This window comes from Robiginitalea marina, assembly GCF_024006985.1.
Taxonomy (GTDB): domain Bacteria; phylum Bacteroidota; class Bacteroidia; order Flavobacteriales; family Flavobacteriaceae; genus Robiginitalea; species Robiginitalea marina.
The window spans coordinates 17,382-32,355 of record NZ_JAMXIB010000004.1 but is presented as its reverse complement, the minus strand read 5'-3'; the positions used below and the strand labels follow the sequence as shown (position 1 = coordinate 32,355).

Sequence of the window (14,974 nt, the reverse complement as noted above, 5' to 3'; positions counted from 1 at the left end):
GGCAACAAGACCAGTTCAGTATACCCGCGGTTTGGCGTCAGTATGGGGAAACGGTTTTAAGTTATGGGCATCAGATCCATGCCCCCATTAGCGAAAAGAGCGGGAAGACCATGAAAAAAATATTCTGTGTAGGGGAATTGCTGATCGATTTTGTGGCGGAAAACCAGGGCAATGACCTGGGACACGCCACCGTCTTTACCAAAAAAGCCGGCGGCGCACCGGCAAACGTCGCCTGTGCCATTGCAAAACTGGGCGGAAAAAGTGCCTTTGTCGGATGCATAGGGGAAGACCCCTTCGGGGACTTCCTTTTGGAGGTGCTGACCGAAAACGGGGTGGAAACCCTGCTTGTGCAGCGCAGCCCGACCTTCACCACCCTGGCCTTTGTATCCATAGCCGAAGACGGGGAACGGGATTTTGTATTCAGCCGGGGTGCCGACCGGGAACTGGCCTACCAGGAGCGGTCGGGCAAGGCCTTCGAAGGCAACATGCTGCACCTCGGGGCTGCCACCGCCCTGCTTGGGGGGCCGCTGGAATCGGCCTACAGCCGCTATTTTTATGATGGCCTCATTCACGAAGCCTTCATCAGCTTCGACCCTAATTTCCGTCACGACCTATGGAAAACCCGGGAAAAGGAGTTCGTAAAAAAAAGCCTCCGTTTTGTGGAGAAGGCACAGCTTTGCAAGTTTTCGGTAGAAGAGGCCCGGCTGCTGAGCGGGGAAACAGACCTGGTCAGGGCCTGTGACGCCCTGCATGCCAGGGGTGCGGAAACCATTGTCATTACCCTGGGTGCCGGGGGTACATACCTCAGCACCCCCAACGGGCAGGAAACCATTCCCAGCATTGCCATAAAACCTGTGGATACCACAGGGGCAGGGGACGCATTCATCGGTTGCCTCCTGTACCTCCTCTCCAGGGAAAAGGACCTGTTTGAAGCGGTAAAAAACCAGGAACTGATGGCAGAGAACGTACGAATCGCCAATGTTGCCGGGGCCCTGACCACCACCCGGTTCGGGGCGATCCCATCCCTGCCCGACCAGGAACAACTCAAGGCTGCCCTGCAATGAACCAGGCTGCCCTGCACCGGCTGCTGGCCGGCGAAACCCTGGGAGGCACCCTCCCTGCAAGTGCCAGGGAGGCCCTGTTCGCCAAACGGTTGGCGGCCAATGCCACCCTGCTGAAAGACCTCTTCTTTTCCCTCTACCCCGAATCTCACCACCGGGAAACCTTCATCGGGCTTATGCAACTGCTGCAGGAGCGCTTCCGTTTGCGGCCCGTTGAGCTGCAACGCCTCGACCTGGAGCGCCTGAATCAGGGGAACTGGTACCAGTCCGAACACTGGGTGGGCATGCAACTCTATGTGGACCGCTTTAGCGGCGACCTGAAGGGGTTAGAGGAAAAGTTGCCTTATTTCGAGGCCCTTGGCATTAATTTCCTGCACCTGATGCCCATTACCAGGCGGCCTTCCGGGCCCAATGACGGGGGATATGCCGTCAACAGCTACACGGAAGTGGACCCGGCTTACGGAAGCGAGCAGGACCTGGCCAGGCTGACCAAAAAATTCAGGCAAAAAGGGATTTGCCTGATGCTCGATTTTGTGGTAAACCACACCTCGGACGAATTCCCCTGGGCTGTGAAGGCCAGGGAAGGCGACCCGGAATTCCAGGGCTTTTATTACACCTATCCCGATCGCAGCATCCCTGACCTGTTTGAACAGAGCCTCCCGGAGGTGTTCCCTGAAACCTCGCCCGGGAATTTTACCTACGATGCACAAATGCAGCGGTGGGTGATGACGGTATTCAACTCGTACCAGTGGGACCTGAACTACACTAACCCCAGGGTCTTCCTGAGCATGCTGGAAAACCTCCTTGCCCTCTGCGATAAGGGGGTGGATGTGGTCCGTTTCGATGCCCTGGCGTTCCTGTGGAAAAAACCGGGGACCGATTCCCAGAACCTTCCGGAGGCCCACCGGCTAATCGCCCTTTTCCGGCTTTGCCTGCAGGTGGTGGCCCCGGGAGTGGCCATCCTGGCGGAAGCTATCGTGGCCCCACATGAAATCGTGAAGTATTTTGGGGAAGGGGCCCTGGAGGGAAATGAATGCGAGATCGCCTATCACGCGACCTTCATGGCCTGCCTGTGGAATTCGGTGGCCACCCGTAAAACGCTGCTGCTGCAGCGCAGCCTCAACCATATGCCCCGAAAACCCTCCGATGGGACCTGGATCAACTACGTCCGCTGCCACGACGATATCGGCCTGGGGTTCGACAATGCCCACATTGCCGCCCTGGGGTGGGACCCCGGGGCACATCGCCGCTTCCTGCTCGATTACTTTGGGCAACGGCTTTCGTGGTCGCCTGCCAAAGGGGCGGTGTTTATGTACAACCCCACCACCGGGGATGGCCGGATTACGGGGAGTACCGCCTCCCTGCTCGGCCTCGAAAAGGGTATGGAACAGGGCGATGAGGCGGAGGTCCACAGGGCCATTTCCAAAATCCTCCTGCTGTACGGCATTGTCCTGGCCTCCCCGGGGATCCCGCTGGTCTATGCCGGGGATGAGATCGGCATGCTGAACGATTATTCCTATATGAAGGACCCGAAGCGGGCCGGTGACAGCCGCTGGATGAACCGACCCCTGCACGACTGGGATGCGGTTGAACAACTGGGCCGGGAACATTCCCCTGCCTCACAAATTTACTCCGGCCTTCAGCACCTGATCCGGTTGCGCAAGCAATACCCCGTTCTGGCAGACCGGTCGAACCAGGCCCTGCACCCGGTGGGGAATGACCACTTGTTTGTTTTTGAACGCAAGGGCGATACGGGGGAAGGCCTGCTGGTGATTGCGAACTTCGACGATCAACCGCAGGTCATCAACGCTTCCTGGCTTGCCGCACTGGGCTATGTCAGGGAAGGGGCCTACCACAACCTGATCGACGGCAGCACAAGGCAGGTCAGGAGCGGCCTTCTGGAAACGGCTCCCTTCGAATTGCTCTGGATTTCCCGATTCATTTAGCTATAGCGTACCTTCCGGAGGATCCTGAGGGCTTCCTTCAGCGACAGGTAGGCCTCGGGGTCGGTCTCCTTGAGCCATTTCCGCGCCTCCTGCATCACCTCCTGGGCTTCTTCAAAACCATTCAGGAAGCAGATCAGGGAGGTCGCCGGAAAACGCCGCAGGTCGGCCTTTTCGGCCGGCCGGAGGCTACCCCCGCGCTGGAGTTTCTTCAAAAGGGCCTTGTTGGCGTTTAGGATATGGTACAGGGTTTTGCGGTCGTACTGGGGCGGTTCGAAAACCAGTTTGCCCTGGATCTGGTAGGTTCCGTTATCGGCAAAAAGGATGGAAACCTCCTCCATCGGATAGTAGCGCTTTTGGTCCCCAAGGCCCAGATAGACATACTCCGTTATGCTGAAGGAATCTTCATTCCACGAAATGGAAACTTCATCGAGGGCCGAATAGAAAAGTTTTACCTGCTCGTTGATCAGTTCAATGTCTACCCGGGAATAATAAACCGATTCCTTCACTTTTTTCCGGTTCCCGCACCAACAGACCACGAATTGCTCCTTGAAAACCTTGTAATGGCTGTCGAGGTGGCGATGGCGATGGTTGATGAAATCGATGACCCCGTCCAGGGTGAGCTCGATATTGTTGCGCGCATGCTGCTCAATTTCCCCAACCGTCGCAGAATTGACGTCCCTCAGGGTGCTGTCGAAATTCCTCGGCATGCTGATGCTTCCTTCCCGGAAAAAGACAGCGCCTCCGTAGTACTTCCAGATATTGCGCTTCAGGGAACAGATGCGGCCGGATGACCGGATCGTGACCAGGCCCACCACCTTCCCCTCGGGCAGGTGCGGGAAGAGCACGTTTTCATAAGAGATCAGGGGAGGGTTGTCGAGGTAGGCATTAACCAGGTTCTGGATTTTGCTGTCGTCAAAAAAATCGACCCCGTTGATTTCATTATCGGCATCCTCCACCCCGATCACCATGTAGGAACGGTTGGCCGGGTTGCTGTTGGCCAGGGCACAGACGTGCTTCAGGAACTTGGCCTTCCCTTCCTTCTGGCTGATGTCGAGGAACCGCTTTTTGTCGTAAAAGCTGTTTTCGTCGTTGTGGGCCAGGAGGTTTTTTATCAGAAGGCGCTTGTTGATCATGTCTCTTTTCGCACGAGGGTACTACTGGCCTGGTCGGTCGGCATGACCACCAGGTCGGCAATATTCACATGAGGGGGCCGGGTAATGACAAAATGGATGATCTCCGCGATGTCTTCAGGGGTGAGCGGACGGAATCCCTTGTACACCTGGGCGGCCCGGGCTTCATCGCCTTTGAAGCGGACCTGGCTGAATTCGGTCTCCACCAGGCCGGGGTTCACCGCCCCCACCCTGATGCCGTGTGCGTTCAGGTCCATGCGCAACGCCTGGTTAATGGCATCCACGGCATGCTTGCTGGCACAGTAGACATTCCCCTTCGGATAGACTTCCTTGCCGGCGGTGGAGCCAATATTGATGATGTGGCCCCGCCCATCCTTCAATAAGGATGGCAGGAGGGCTTTGGTCACATAGAGCAGGCCCTTGACATTGATGTCGATCATGGCATCCCAGTCATCGAGGCTGGCCTGATCGAAGGGATCCAGACCGTGGGCATTGCCCGCATTGTTGATCAGCACATCCACCTCCCGGAACCCGGGAGGCAGCGAATCGACAGCCTCGCGGACCGACTTCCGGTCGCGCACATCAAAACAAAGGGTGTGGATCTGCTCCCCCCACTGTTGCTTCAAGGCGGCCAGGCGGCTCTCCCTTCGGCCGCAAGCGACGATGCGGCATCCCTTTTCCGCCAGGAGCAGGGCAGTAGCCCGGCCAATCCCGCTACTGGCCCCGGTAATAAACACGATATGTTCCATTGGTGTATTTTTCAAGGTACTTTATGGCCCTGGCTGGCGACCAGCAGGGCAAACCAGTCTTCCAGCTCCAGTTCTAGGGAGAGCGCCCCCACTGCCTCGGTAAGGCGCCCGGCCCGGGTGGTTCCCACCACGGGATGGATTTTCGCCGGGTGCCGGAGCAGCCAAGACAGCAATACCTGCGACTCGGTAGCCTGGTATTTCGGACAAAGGGTCGCCAGGCATTCCCCTATTCTCTGGTTGCGCAAATCGGGTTCCCTGAAATAGCTTCCCAGAGGGCTCCAGGCCATCGCCAGCCGCCGGCCAATAATGCAATCGTCCAGGGTGCCATCCCAAAGGGCACCCTCCGAAGTTAGGGAGCACTCAAACTGGTGGGCCTCCACCGGAACAGCGGATTCGATGAGCCGGATCTGGGAAGGGGTGAAATTCGAAACCCCGAAGGCGCGGACCTTGCCCGAATCCCTGAGGGTGCTGAAAGCGGCCGCCACCTCTTCCGGGTCCATCAAAGGACTGGGGCGGTGCAACAGCAAGAGGTCCAGGTAATCGGTTTTCAGGTATTTCAGGGAAGCCGTGGCAGAATGGATGATGTAATCCATCCCGTATTCGTAATGCTTTACCCTGACGGGACGGGCCTCACTCACATACTGTATCCCGCATTTGCTGATCAGCTGGATGGCATCCCTGGGGATACCGCTATCGGAAAAGGCCTTCCCGAAGTCAGCCTCCGTGGTATATCCCCCGTAAATATCAGCGTGGTCAAAGGTGGTAATCCCCACCTCAAGGCAATGGTGCATCAGCCGGGCCATTTCACCGGTTGGAAATTTCATTCCGCCCTGCCCCCAGGTCATGGTGCCGGCGATGATTCTGGAGTAGTTTTTCAGGGTTTCCACAGGCTGTGAAAATAGTGAGAAAATCCCTTAAAACCATCACAAAACTGGGGGTTTTCGAGTTTTTTTAACCAATCGTTAACAAGCAGTGAGTAAATAAATTTTCAATTTGCGGGGTGCAAATACCAGGGGTATTGACAAACTATTACTAAAGCCAATTTATGGAAGAAACCAGGACGGTTGATATCAGCGCCGTGAATGAAAAAATTGCCGTTGAGAGCGCCTTTATCGATCTCCTTATCCAGGAAATGGACAAGGCGATCGTGGGCCAGCGCCACATGATTGAGCGCCTGCTGATCGGATTGCTGGGAAGGGGCCACATCTTGCTGGAAGGGGTTCCCGGCCTGGCGAAAACCCTGGCCATAAACACCCTGGCCAAGGCGGTAAAAGGGGATTTCTCCCGCATCCAGTTTACCCCCGACCTGCTCCCGGCAGACGTTATCGGAACCCTGATTTACAATGTGAAGGAAAACGATTTTTCGGTCAGGAAGGGTCCCATCTTCGCCAACTTTGTGCTGGCCGATGAGATCAACCGGGCCCCAGCGAAGGTACAATCGGCCCTCCTGGAGGCCATGCAGGAACGGCAGGTAACCATAGGGGATGAGACTTTTCCCCTCGATGAGCCCTTCCTAGTAATGGCCACCCAGAACCCGGTAGACCAGGAAGGTACTTACCCCCTGCCTGAAGCCCAGGTGGACCGTTTCATGCTGAAGGCCGTGATCGATTATCCGAAAATGTCGGAAGAGCAGGCGATCATGCGTCAGAACCTAAGGGGCGCGGCGCAACCGGTCAGGCCCGTGGTAAGCCTGAAACAAATCTTGCGGGGGCAGGAAGTGGTGCGGGAAGTCTATATGGACGAAAAGATTGAGAAATATATCCTGGATATCGTATTTGCCACCCGGTACCCCGACAAATATAACCTCGCCGACCTGAAACCCCTGATCAGTTTCGGGGCTTCCCCCAGGGGGAGCATCAACATGGCGAATGCTGCCAAGTGCCATGCGTTTATAAGGCGCCGGGGCTACGTGATCCCTGAGGATGTCAGGGCCGTGGTACACGACGTGCTCCGCCACCGGATCGGGATCACCTATGAGGCAGAGGCCGAAAATGTGACTTCCGAAGAAATCATCAACCGGATCGTAAACGAGATCGAGGTACCGTAGGGATTTTCCCCGGGGTACCGGTTTCTGCCGCCTGCCTGCAGGCCAAAATTACCCGTGAACGGTCATGGATACCAAAGCGCTATTAAAGAAAGTCCGAAAGATCGAGATAAAGACGCGTCGTCTTTCCGATCACATTTTTGGGGGGGAATACCATTCCACCTTCAAGGGGCGCGGAATGACCTTCAGCGAAGTCCGGCAATACCAGTTCGGAGACGATGTGCGGAGTATCGACTGGAACGTCACCGCCCGGTATAACGAACCTTTTGTTAAGGTATGGGAAGAAGAGCGGGAGCTTACAATGATGCTCCTGGTCGATGTTTCAGGCTCCGAATTCTTTGGTACGGTGGCCCAGCTGAAACGATATATACTGACCGAGATCTCCGCTACCCTGGCCTTCTCGGCCCTGCAGAACAACGACAAGGTGGGGCTGATCCTGTTCTCCGACCAGGTAGAGCTCTTTATTCCCCCCAAAAAAGGAAAAAGCCACGTGTTGCGGATTATCAGGGAGCTGTTGGAGTTCGAGCCCAAAAGCCACCTTACCGACCTTTCCGGGGCCCTGAAATTCCTTTCGAACGTGCTAAAGAAAAAATCCATCGTCTTCGTGCTGTCCGATTTCATGGCGGCAGACTACGAGCACAACCTCCGGATCACCGGGAAAAAGCACGACCTGACGGGCATCAGGGTCTATGACCCCATGGAAGTATCCCTCCCCAACCTCGGGGTGGTGGCCATGAGCGACGCCGAAACCGGGCATACCCAATGGGTCAACACCGGTTCGCGCCAGGTAAGGGACGCCTACGCGTCCCGATACGCGGAGCAGGTGGCCTATTTCCGCGACACGTTTACCCGGGCCGGATGCGGGCAACTCGATTGCCGGGTAGATGAAAGCTATGTGCGAAAGCTGTTGGGATATTTTAAACGAAGGGCCTGAATGAAGAAAACCGGCACATATGGTTCGTGGGACATGGCGTACTGGTCCAGGGCTTTGCTGTTCGCGGCCTTTATGGCCCTCCCGTTGCTGCTGAAGGCGCAGGAGGCCCCACGGGTGCAATCCGGGGTCGATACCGCCTCCATACGCATAGGGGAACAAATCCGTTGGACGGTTGCCGTGGAAGTGGATACCACAGCCCAGGTGATTTTCCCGGAAGGGCAGACCTTTTCCCCCCTGGAGACCGTGGAGGCCTTCAAAACGGACACCACCCGAAAAATGGACCGGATGCTGCTCCAAAAAACCTATGCCCTTACCCAGTTTGACTCCGGCTCGTACCTGCTGCCCACCCAGCGTATCGAAATTGACGGGCGCGGTTTTTTCACGGATTCCCTCCTGATATCGGTAGCCACCGTACCCGTGGATACCGTAAACCAAAAGATGTATGACATCAAGCCCATGATGGAAGTGCAGGCGGGAATCCCGGGTTGGTTGAAGTGGTTGCTGGGCATTCTGGCCGTCTTGCTGGCCGCGGCAGGCGTTGCCTGGTACTTTTTGCGGAAAAACCGCCTTTCGGAGCAGGAAGCCGAAGCGCTCCTGCCCCCTTTTGAGCGGGCCATGCGCGAGCTGAAGCGCCTGGAGCAATCGAGGTACCTGATACAGGAGGAGTACAAACAATATTACACTGAACTGACGGGTATCGTAAGGGCCTACCTGGAAGAGGAAGTGCACATAAGTGCCCTGGAAAGCACTACCGCCCAATTGCTGGAGAAACTGGAGCTCCTCAGGGACGCGGGCAAATTGAAACTGGATGAACAGACCCTGGTGCAGTTCCAGAAAATCCTGGAAACGGCCGACCTGGTAAAGTTTGCCCGTTCAAGGCCGGAACTCAGGGCAGCCGAGCAAGACCGGCTTCAGGTGGAACAAATCGTTCAGAAAACCCGGGAAGCCCTGCCGGAACCCACAGAGGAAGAATTATTGCAGCAGGAAGCCTACCGCAAGGAATGGGAGGCCCGAAAAAAACGAAAGAAAATCCGCATAGCAGCCATGGCTGCCGGGGCGGTGCTCCTGGTTGCCCTGGTGGCTTCCGTGGCGTACTTCGGGGTACAGAACGTTAAGGACTCCCTTTTTGGAACCCCCTCCAAATCGCTGCTGCAAGGGGAATGGATAGCGAGTTCCTACGGCTACCCCCCTATTCTGCTGGAAACCCCGGAGGTTTTGGTGCGCAGGGAAGTTCCCCTGCCGCCGGAAGCCTTGGAAGCCATCAGCGACCTGGATGCCTTTGCCTACGACAACCCCAAAGCACACCTGTCGATCTCGGCAATTTCCACCACCTTTAACCAGGCCGATACCCCCCCGGATTTTGAAGCCGCCGTGGACCAGGCCCTGGTGGGAATGGAACGCAACGGAGCCCGGAACATCATCACCAAGCAAGAGGAATTCACTACCGTTTCCGGGGTGAAAGGGGTAAAGGTCTTCGGACGGGGCGAATTCAAACAACCCGGCTCCGGGAATTACCTTAAGGGAAAATATACCCTGCTTCTCTTTGGGGGCAATGGATTCCTGCAACAGGTATTCCTCTCCTGGGAAGAGGGGGATTCCTATGCCGAGGAAATCGTGGAGCGAATCCTGAACACTGTGGAAGTTAAAACCGTTGTATGATAGGGCCCGATATTCAATTTGCCAACCCTGAGTTCTTCTGGCTGCTTTTACTGCTGCCAGTGGCCCTGCTTTGGTATTTCTTCAGGCGGAAACAACAGTTGCCCACCCTTCGGATTTCGAGCCTCAGGGCGTTTTCAACCCCCTCGCTGGTAAGCCGCCTGCGTCCGCTGCCCTTCATTTTGCGCCTGCTCGCCCTGGCCGCAGTCATTACGGCCCTGGCCAGGCCGCAAACGGAAAATATTTCGACCCGTACCAAAACCACCAAGGGAATCGATATCGTGATGGCTATAGACGTGTCCTCCAGCATGCTCGCAAGGGACCTGCGCCCCAACCGCCTCTCCGCCCTTAAGGAGGTTGCCGCCGAGTTTGTACGCCAACGCCCCAGCGACCGGATAGGCCTGGTGGTTTATGCGGGGGAAAGCTATACGAAAACCCCGATTACCAGCGACAAACGCATTGTCCTCAGCGCCCTGGAAGACATTACCTACGGACAGCTCAGCGACGGGACCGCTATCGGCATGGGGCTGGCCACCTCCGTAAACCGCCTGAAGGACAGCAAAGCCATCAGCAAAGTGATCATCCTGCTGACCGACGGGGTAAACAATGCGGGGTTTATAGAACCCCAAACCGCTGCAGACATGGCCCTGGAATACAACATCAAGACCTATACCATCGGCCTGGGCACCAATGGCAATGCGCTTTCCCCTATCGGCTATAATGCCGACGGCACCTTCCGGTACGGGATGCGGGAGGTGGAGATCGATGAGGCCCTGCTGAAGGACATCGCCACAGCCACCGGGGGGGAATATTTCAGGGCCACCGACAATGAAACCCTGGAAACGATTTATGATGAGATCAACAAGCTTGAGAAAACGGAAATAGAAGAATTCAAATACTACCGCTATGAAGAACGCTTCCGCCCCTGGGTGCTCCTGGCCGGTGGCCTGCTCCTGCTGGAATGGGTTTTGCGGATAACGGTATTCAGGAGTTTTATCTGACCTGCATATGATACAACTCGAAGAAAAAGCGTATTTCTACCTCCTGGGGCTTATCCCGGTGCTGGTGCTGTTGTATTTCGCTCACCTGTGGTGGAAGCGCCGTGCGCAACGCAGGTTCGCGGAGCCTGCCCTGTTGCGGCAACTCGCGCCTGACCGGTCTTTTTTCAAGCCCCACCTGAAACTCTTCATGCTGTTGCTGGGGATATCCCTGCTGACCCTTGGGTTGGTAAACCCCAAAATGGGGACCAAACTGGAAACGGTTAAGCGGGAAGGAGTAGACATCGTTTTTGCCGTGGATGTTTCCATGAGCATGCTGGCAGAGGACATTGCCCCGAACCGGCTTGAAAAAGCGAAGCGTTTGGTTTCGGAAATCATCAACGAACTGGGCAGCGACCGGGTGGGCATCATTGCCTATGCCGGACAGGCCTTTCCCCAATTGCCCATCACCACAGACTACAGCGCCGCCAAGATGTTCCTCCAAAGCATGAATACCGACATGCTTTCGTCCCAGGGAACAGCTATTGACGAAGCCATAAAACTGGCCTCCACTTATTTTGACGATGAAGAGCAGACCAACCGCGTGCTGTTTATCATCTCCGACGGGGAGGACCATTCGGAAGGCGGGGTCACCGATGCCGTGGACCTGGCTGTGGAACAGGGCATCCGGATCTTTACCCTGGGCGTGGGGCAGGAAAAGGGCGGCCCAATACCCATTAAACGGAACGGGGTTTTGGAAAGCCTGAAAAAGGATGCCGAAGGGGAAGTGGTCATTACCCGCCTGAATGAGGAGATTCTCCAGGGTATAGCCGAGCAGGGCAATGGCGAATACCTCCGGGGCGAAAATACGCAAGAGGCCGTGGCTGCCGTAAGGGATATTCTGGAGCGGATGGACAAGAAGGAATTCGAGGCCAAACAGTTTGCAGAATTCAAAGACCAGTTCCAGTGGTTCCTGGGGGCTGCCCTCCTGGTCCTTTTTCTCGATATCTTTGTACTGGAACGCAAAACAGCCTGGCTGAAAAAATTGGATTTGTTCAACGAAAAAAATGCCGCCTGAATGAAATACCTGCTGATCATCCTCGGGCTTTTATCGCCTTCCCTGCTGCAGTCGCAACAGGAGGAGCAACCCGACCCCAGGGCCTTGCAGGAATCCCGTGACCTCACCCGGGAGGCCGGCAAAGACCTTTCCTCCGACGACTTCGCAGGGGCAGAGGCCAAATATCGCAGGGCCATTGCCAAAAGTGAGGAGAATGCCGCGGCCCCCTATAACCTGGGAAGTGCCTACTACCGCAAGGAAAGTTACGGGGAGGCTTTCGGGCGGTTCAGGGAAGCGGGGGAACGGGCCGGAGAAAAGCCGGAGAAACACATGGCCTTCCACAACATGGGGAATGTATACATGCAGCGGAAGGAATATGAAAAGGCCGTGGAAGCCTACAAGGAAGCGCTGAGGAACAACCCGACAGACGAAGAAACCCGCTACAACCTTGCCCTGGCGAAGGAACTGCTCAAAAAAGACCCCCAGCAGCAACAAAACGACCAGGACGACCAAGATCAGGACCAGCAGGACCAGAAAGAACAGCAAGACCAAAACCAGGACCAGAACCAGGGAGGGGAGGACCAGCAGCAGGACCAGGACCAGAAACCCGAGGACGGGGATTCTGAAAAGGAAGAGAACAAAGAAGGGGACGGCGAGCAGAAGGAGGAGAAAGGCCAGAAACCCGAGGAGTCCGAACCGGACCAAAAGCAGCCGCCACGTCCGAATCAGCTTTCCCCCCAACAGATTGAGAACCTGCTGGAAGCCATGGAAAACGAAGAAAAAAAGGTCAAGGAAAAGATCGATGCCCAAAAGGTGAAAGGACCCAAAGTAAAAAAGGAGAAAGACTGGTAAATGCGAGCCCCGGGCCTACATATCTTCATGCTGCTCTGCCTTGCGCTTTCCGCTGCCAATGCCCCGGCCCAGGATTCGCGACAGTCGGTTACCTTCGAATTGGAGCTGAGCAAGGAGCGCCTTGGGGTGAATGAAAGGCTGACGGCTGATTTTGTGATGAACCGCGATGGGGATAATTTCATCCCACCCGCCTTCGACGGGTTCCGGGTGCTTATGGGCCCTTCCCAGGCCATCAGCTCCTCCTGGATCAACGGGGTCCGCTCCTACTCCAAAACGTATTCTTATGTGCTCCAGCCCCTTTCCAAGGGGCAGCTGACCATCGGCCAGGCGAGCATCGAAATCGAGGGGAATACCTATAAGACGAGCCCGAAAAAAGTCACTGTAACCGATGCCGTCAGCAACCCTAACGGGGCCCCGTCTGTGGACCAGATTGCTGACGAAAGCCTGCACCTGGTGGCTGAAGTCTCCAGGGCAGACCCCTACCTGAACGAACCGGTGAGCGTGGTTTATAAACTCTATGTCAGCCCCTCCGTAAACGTTTCGAATTTCAGGCCCCTCGACAACCCGAAGTACAACAATTTCTGGAGCCAGGACATCCCGCTGACCCGTTATCAGGTGGAAGAAGGCCTGTTCGAGGGGAAACCATACCGTTATGTCATTTTGAAGAGGGTAGTCCTGTATCCGCAGAAAAGCGGGGCCCTGGAAATAGAGCCCCTGGCCCTGGACGTTTCCCTGGAAGTACCCACGGAAAAAGTGGATTTCTTCGGGAACCGCATCTACGGCAGGGCCAACAAGGTCGTTTCTGCAGGGCAGCGGACCATCCAGGTCAGGCCGCTGCCGGAGGCAGGGAAACCCGAGGGGTTCAGCGGGGCGGTGGGGGAATTTACCTTCGGGGTTACCACCACCAAGGAGGTCCTCAATGCTTCGGAATCCCTTCAGGCCAGGGTTAGCGTTTCGGGGAAGGGGAACCTGAAACTTTTCCAGCTCCCGCGGCTGACCCTCCCCAGTTCCCTGGAAGTCTATGAACCCGAGTTTTCAGAATCTGTGCGAACCACCATAGCCGGGATGCAGGGCAGCGTGACGGAGGAATACACCATCGTCCCTTCCTTCCAGGGCAAGTACCCCATCCCCTCCCTTTCATTTTCCTATTTCAACCCTAAAACAGAGCAATACGAGGTGCTTCGTTCAGAGGAAATCACCATAAATGTGGAGGAGGGCCCGGTGGCCGCAGTAACCCCTCCTGCAACCGGGCAGGAGCCGGCCAGGCAGGCCGTACAGGCCGGGGAACAGTTCTATTTCCTGAAACTCCGGCCAGGGTTGCAGGCCAGGCAATGGACCCCTTTCTTCGGTTCCGTCAGCCATCTCGCCTGGTTATTGGGCCCCTTGCTGCTGATCCCGCTTTTCCTGGTGCTTCGCAAAAAACAAAAGGAACGGGAGGCCGATTTTGAAGGGATGCGCATCAAGAAAGCAAACCGCCTGTCGCGGAAGTACCTCTCCAGGGCCAAAACGGCCCTGGGAGACAAAGAAGCCTTCTATGTAGCCCTGGAAAAGGCCCTGCACAATTACCTGAAAGCCAAGCTGTCCATCGAAACCTCAGAGTTCAGCAAGGATAAAATCCATAGCCTGCTTTCGGAGAAAAAAGTAAAGGAGCCTACCATTGCAGGCTTTGTAAGCCTCCTGGAAAATTGTGAACGGGCCAGGTACAGCCCCTTCTCACAGGTTCAGATGGAGCAGGATTACCAGAAAGCCGGGGAAGTCATCACGGCCCTGGATAAAGAATTGTAAGCATGAAACTGCCGTTGAAAATTTGCATTGCAGTGCTGGCCCTCTTCCTTACGGCCACCGGGAAGGCACAGGGGGAAGCCCTTTTTGACCAGGCTACTGAAGCCTACAACCAGGGCGAATACGACAGGGCCATCTCCCTTTACCAGGAAATCCTGGAGGGAGGCCAACATTCTGCCGCGCTCTATTTTAACCTGGCCAATGCGCATTACAAGAACAATGAAATCGCCCCGAGCATTTATTACTACGAGAAGGCCCTGCTACTGGAACCGGGAGACCCGGAGGTCCTCAACAACCTCGCCTTTGCCCGGAATATGACCCTGGACGCCATCAGCCCCATCCCGAAGACCGACCTGCAGCGCTTCTTCGAGAAGGTGGTTTTTGCACTGACTACGAACCAGTGGGCCTATCTTGGGGTTTTCCTGGTGATCCTGTTTGTGGCGGGTTACGTAATGTTCCTGGTTTTCAGGACCCCGAACCGCAAGCGCATCGCCCTGCTCGGAAGCCTCGCTGCCCTCGGGCTGGGCCTGTTGAGCACGGCACTTTCGTACCTGCAACTGAGGGCCTACCAGCAGGACCAGCCGGCCATTATATTTGCCCGGGAACTCCCGGTCCGGTCCGAACCCAACCCGGAAAGCCAGGAAGCATTCCTGTTACACGAGGGCACCCGCGTGCAGGTGGAAGATTCCCTGGGCCAGTGGCGTAAAATACGGCTGGCCGATGGTCAAATCGGCTGGGCCCCGTCTTCCTCCCTCCGCCTGCTGAAAGACTTCTAAAGAACTTCGG

13 protein-coding genes are annotated in these 14,974 nt (G+C 56.1%); 10 read left to right on the top strand and 3 right to left on the bottom strand.

Annotated features, from left to right (window positions below):
- Positions 1-110 precede the first annotated feature (110 nt).
- Positions 111-1,064: a carbohydrate kinase family protein gene (locus NG653_RS06185; protein ID WP_252740813.1), complete on the top strand. Its 954-nt coding sequence runs from the start codon at positions 111-113 to the stop codon at positions 1,062-1,064.
- A complete protein-coding gene (locus NG653_RS06180) occupies positions 1,061-3,007 on the top strand; it encodes an amylosucrase (protein WP_252740812.1) in 1,947 nt (648 codons plus the stop codon). The genes NG653_RS06185 and NG653_RS06180 overlap by 4 nt, the downstream gene beginning before the upstream one ends.
- Here NG653_RS06180 and NG653_RS06175 read toward each other — a convergent pair.
- The 3 genes from NG653_RS06175 to NG653_RS06165 are packed head-to-tail and all read right to left on the bottom strand — an operon-like array spanning position 3,004 to position 5,773.
- Positions 3,004-4,140, bottom strand: a complete 1,137-nt coding sequence (locus tag NG653_RS06175) for an ATP-binding protein (protein WP_252740811.1) — start codon at positions 4,138-4,140, stop codon at positions 3,004-3,006. The two genes, NG653_RS06180 and NG653_RS06175, sit on opposite strands and share 4 nt — an antisense overlap.
- Positions 4,137-4,886, bottom strand: coding sequence for an SDR family NAD(P)-dependent oxidoreductase (locus NG653_RS06170; RefSeq protein WP_252740810.1), 750 nt, complete (start codon positions 4,884-4,886; stop codon positions 4,137-4,139). The genes NG653_RS06175 and NG653_RS06170 overlap by 4 nt, the downstream gene beginning before the upstream one ends.
- 11 nt (positions 4,887-4,897) lie before the next feature.
- Positions 4,898-5,773: an aldo/keto reductase gene (locus tag NG653_RS06165; RefSeq protein WP_252740809.1), complete on the bottom strand. Its 876-nt coding sequence runs from the start codon at positions 5,771-5,773 to the stop codon at positions 4,898-4,900.
- Positions 5,774-5,931: 158 nt separating this feature from the next.
- Between NG653_RS06165 and NG653_RS06160 the strand changes: the two genes are divergently transcribed.
- The 8 genes from NG653_RS06160 (at position 5,932) to NG653_RS06125 (ending at position 14,964) form a co-directional block, all read left to right on the top strand.
- Positions 5,932-6,933: an AAA family ATPase gene (locus NG653_RS06160; RefSeq protein WP_252740808.1), complete on the top strand. Its 1,002-nt coding sequence runs from the start codon at positions 5,932-5,934 to the stop codon at positions 6,931-6,933.
- 64 nt (positions 6,934-6,997) lie between these two features.
- Positions 6,998-7,864: a DUF58 domain-containing protein gene (locus tag NG653_RS06155; RefSeq protein ID WP_252740807.1), complete on the top strand. Its 867-nt coding sequence runs from the start codon at positions 6,998-7,000 to the stop codon at positions 7,862-7,864.
- Positions 7,865-9,523: a hypothetical protein gene (locus tag NG653_RS06150; protein ID WP_252740806.1), complete on the top strand. Its 1,659-nt coding sequence runs from the start codon at positions 7,865-7,867 to the stop codon at positions 9,521-9,523.
- The gene (locus NG653_RS06145) at positions 9,520-10,521 is read left to right on the top strand and encodes a vWA domain-containing protein (protein WP_256470431.1); all 1,002 of its coding nucleotides are present in this window, start codon (positions 9,520-9,522) and stop codon (positions 10,519-10,521) included. The genes NG653_RS06150 and NG653_RS06145 overlap by 4 nt, the downstream gene beginning before the upstream one ends.
- Before the next feature lie 7 nt (positions 10,522-10,528).
- The gene (locus NG653_RS06140; RefSeq protein WP_252740805.1) at positions 10,529-11,575 is read left to right on the top strand and encodes a VWA domain-containing protein; all 1,047 of its coding nucleotides are present in this window, start codon (positions 10,529-10,531) and stop codon (positions 11,573-11,575) included.
- Complete coding sequence (locus tag NG653_RS06135; protein ID WP_252740804.1) at positions 11,576-12,406, top strand: tetratricopeptide repeat protein; 831 nt, start codon at positions 11,576-11,578, stop codon at positions 12,404-12,406.
- Positions 12,407-14,191, top strand: coding sequence for a BatD family protein (locus tag NG653_RS06130; RefSeq protein ID WP_252740803.1), 1,785 nt, complete (start codon positions 12,407-12,409; stop codon positions 14,189-14,191).
- Positions 14,192-14,193: 2 nt separating this feature from the next.
- Positions 14,194-14,964, top strand: a complete 771-nt coding sequence (locus NG653_RS06125) for a tetratricopeptide repeat protein (RefSeq protein ID WP_252740802.1) — start codon at positions 14,194-14,196, stop codon at positions 14,962-14,964.
- Positions 14,965-14,974 lie beyond the last annotated feature (10 nt).

Coding starts and splice junctions, on each gene's coding strand:
- NG653_RS06185 (WP_252740813.1), top strand. CDS start 111: ATGAAAAAAATATTCTGTGTAGGGGAATTGCTGATCGATTTTGTGGCG.
- NG653_RS06180 (WP_252740812.1), top strand. CDS start 1,061: ATGAACCAGGCTGCCCTGCACCGGCTGCTGGCCGGCGAAACCCTGGGA.
- NG653_RS06175 (WP_252740811.1), bottom strand. CDS start 4,140: ATGATCAACAAGCGCCTTCTGATAAAAAACCTCCTGGCCCACAACGAC.
- NG653_RS06170 (WP_252740810.1), bottom strand. CDS start 4,886: ATGGAACATATCGTGTTTATTACCGGGGCCAGTAGCGGGATTGGCCGG.
- NG653_RS06160 (WP_252740808.1), top strand. CDS start 5,932: ATGGAAGAAACCAGGACGGTTGATATCAGCGCCGTGAATGAAAAAATT.
- NG653_RS06155 (WP_252740807.1), top strand. CDS start 6,998: ATGGATACCAAAGCGCTATTAAAGAAAGTCCGAAAGATCGAGATAAAG.
- NG653_RS06150 (WP_252740806.1), top strand. CDS start 7,865: ATGAAGAAAACCGGCACATATGGTTCGTGGGACATGGCGTACTGGTCC.
- NG653_RS06145 (WP_256470431.1), top strand. CDS start 9,520: ATGATAGGGCCCGATATTCAATTTGCCAACCCTGAGTTCTTCTGGCTG.
- NG653_RS06140 (WP_252740805.1), top strand. CDS start 10,529: ATGATACAACTCGAAGAAAAAGCGTATTTCTACCTCCTGGGGCTTATC.
- NG653_RS06135 (WP_252740804.1), top strand. CDS start 11,576: ATGAAATACCTGCTGATCATCCTCGGGCTTTTATCGCCTTCCCTGCTG.
- NG653_RS06130 (WP_252740803.1), top strand. CDS start 12,407: ATGCGAGCCCCGGGCCTACATATCTTCATGCTGCTCTGCCTTGCGCTT.
- NG653_RS06125 (WP_252740802.1), top strand. CDS start 14,194: ATGAAACTGCCGTTGAAAATTTGCATTGCAGTGCTGGCCCTCTTCCTT.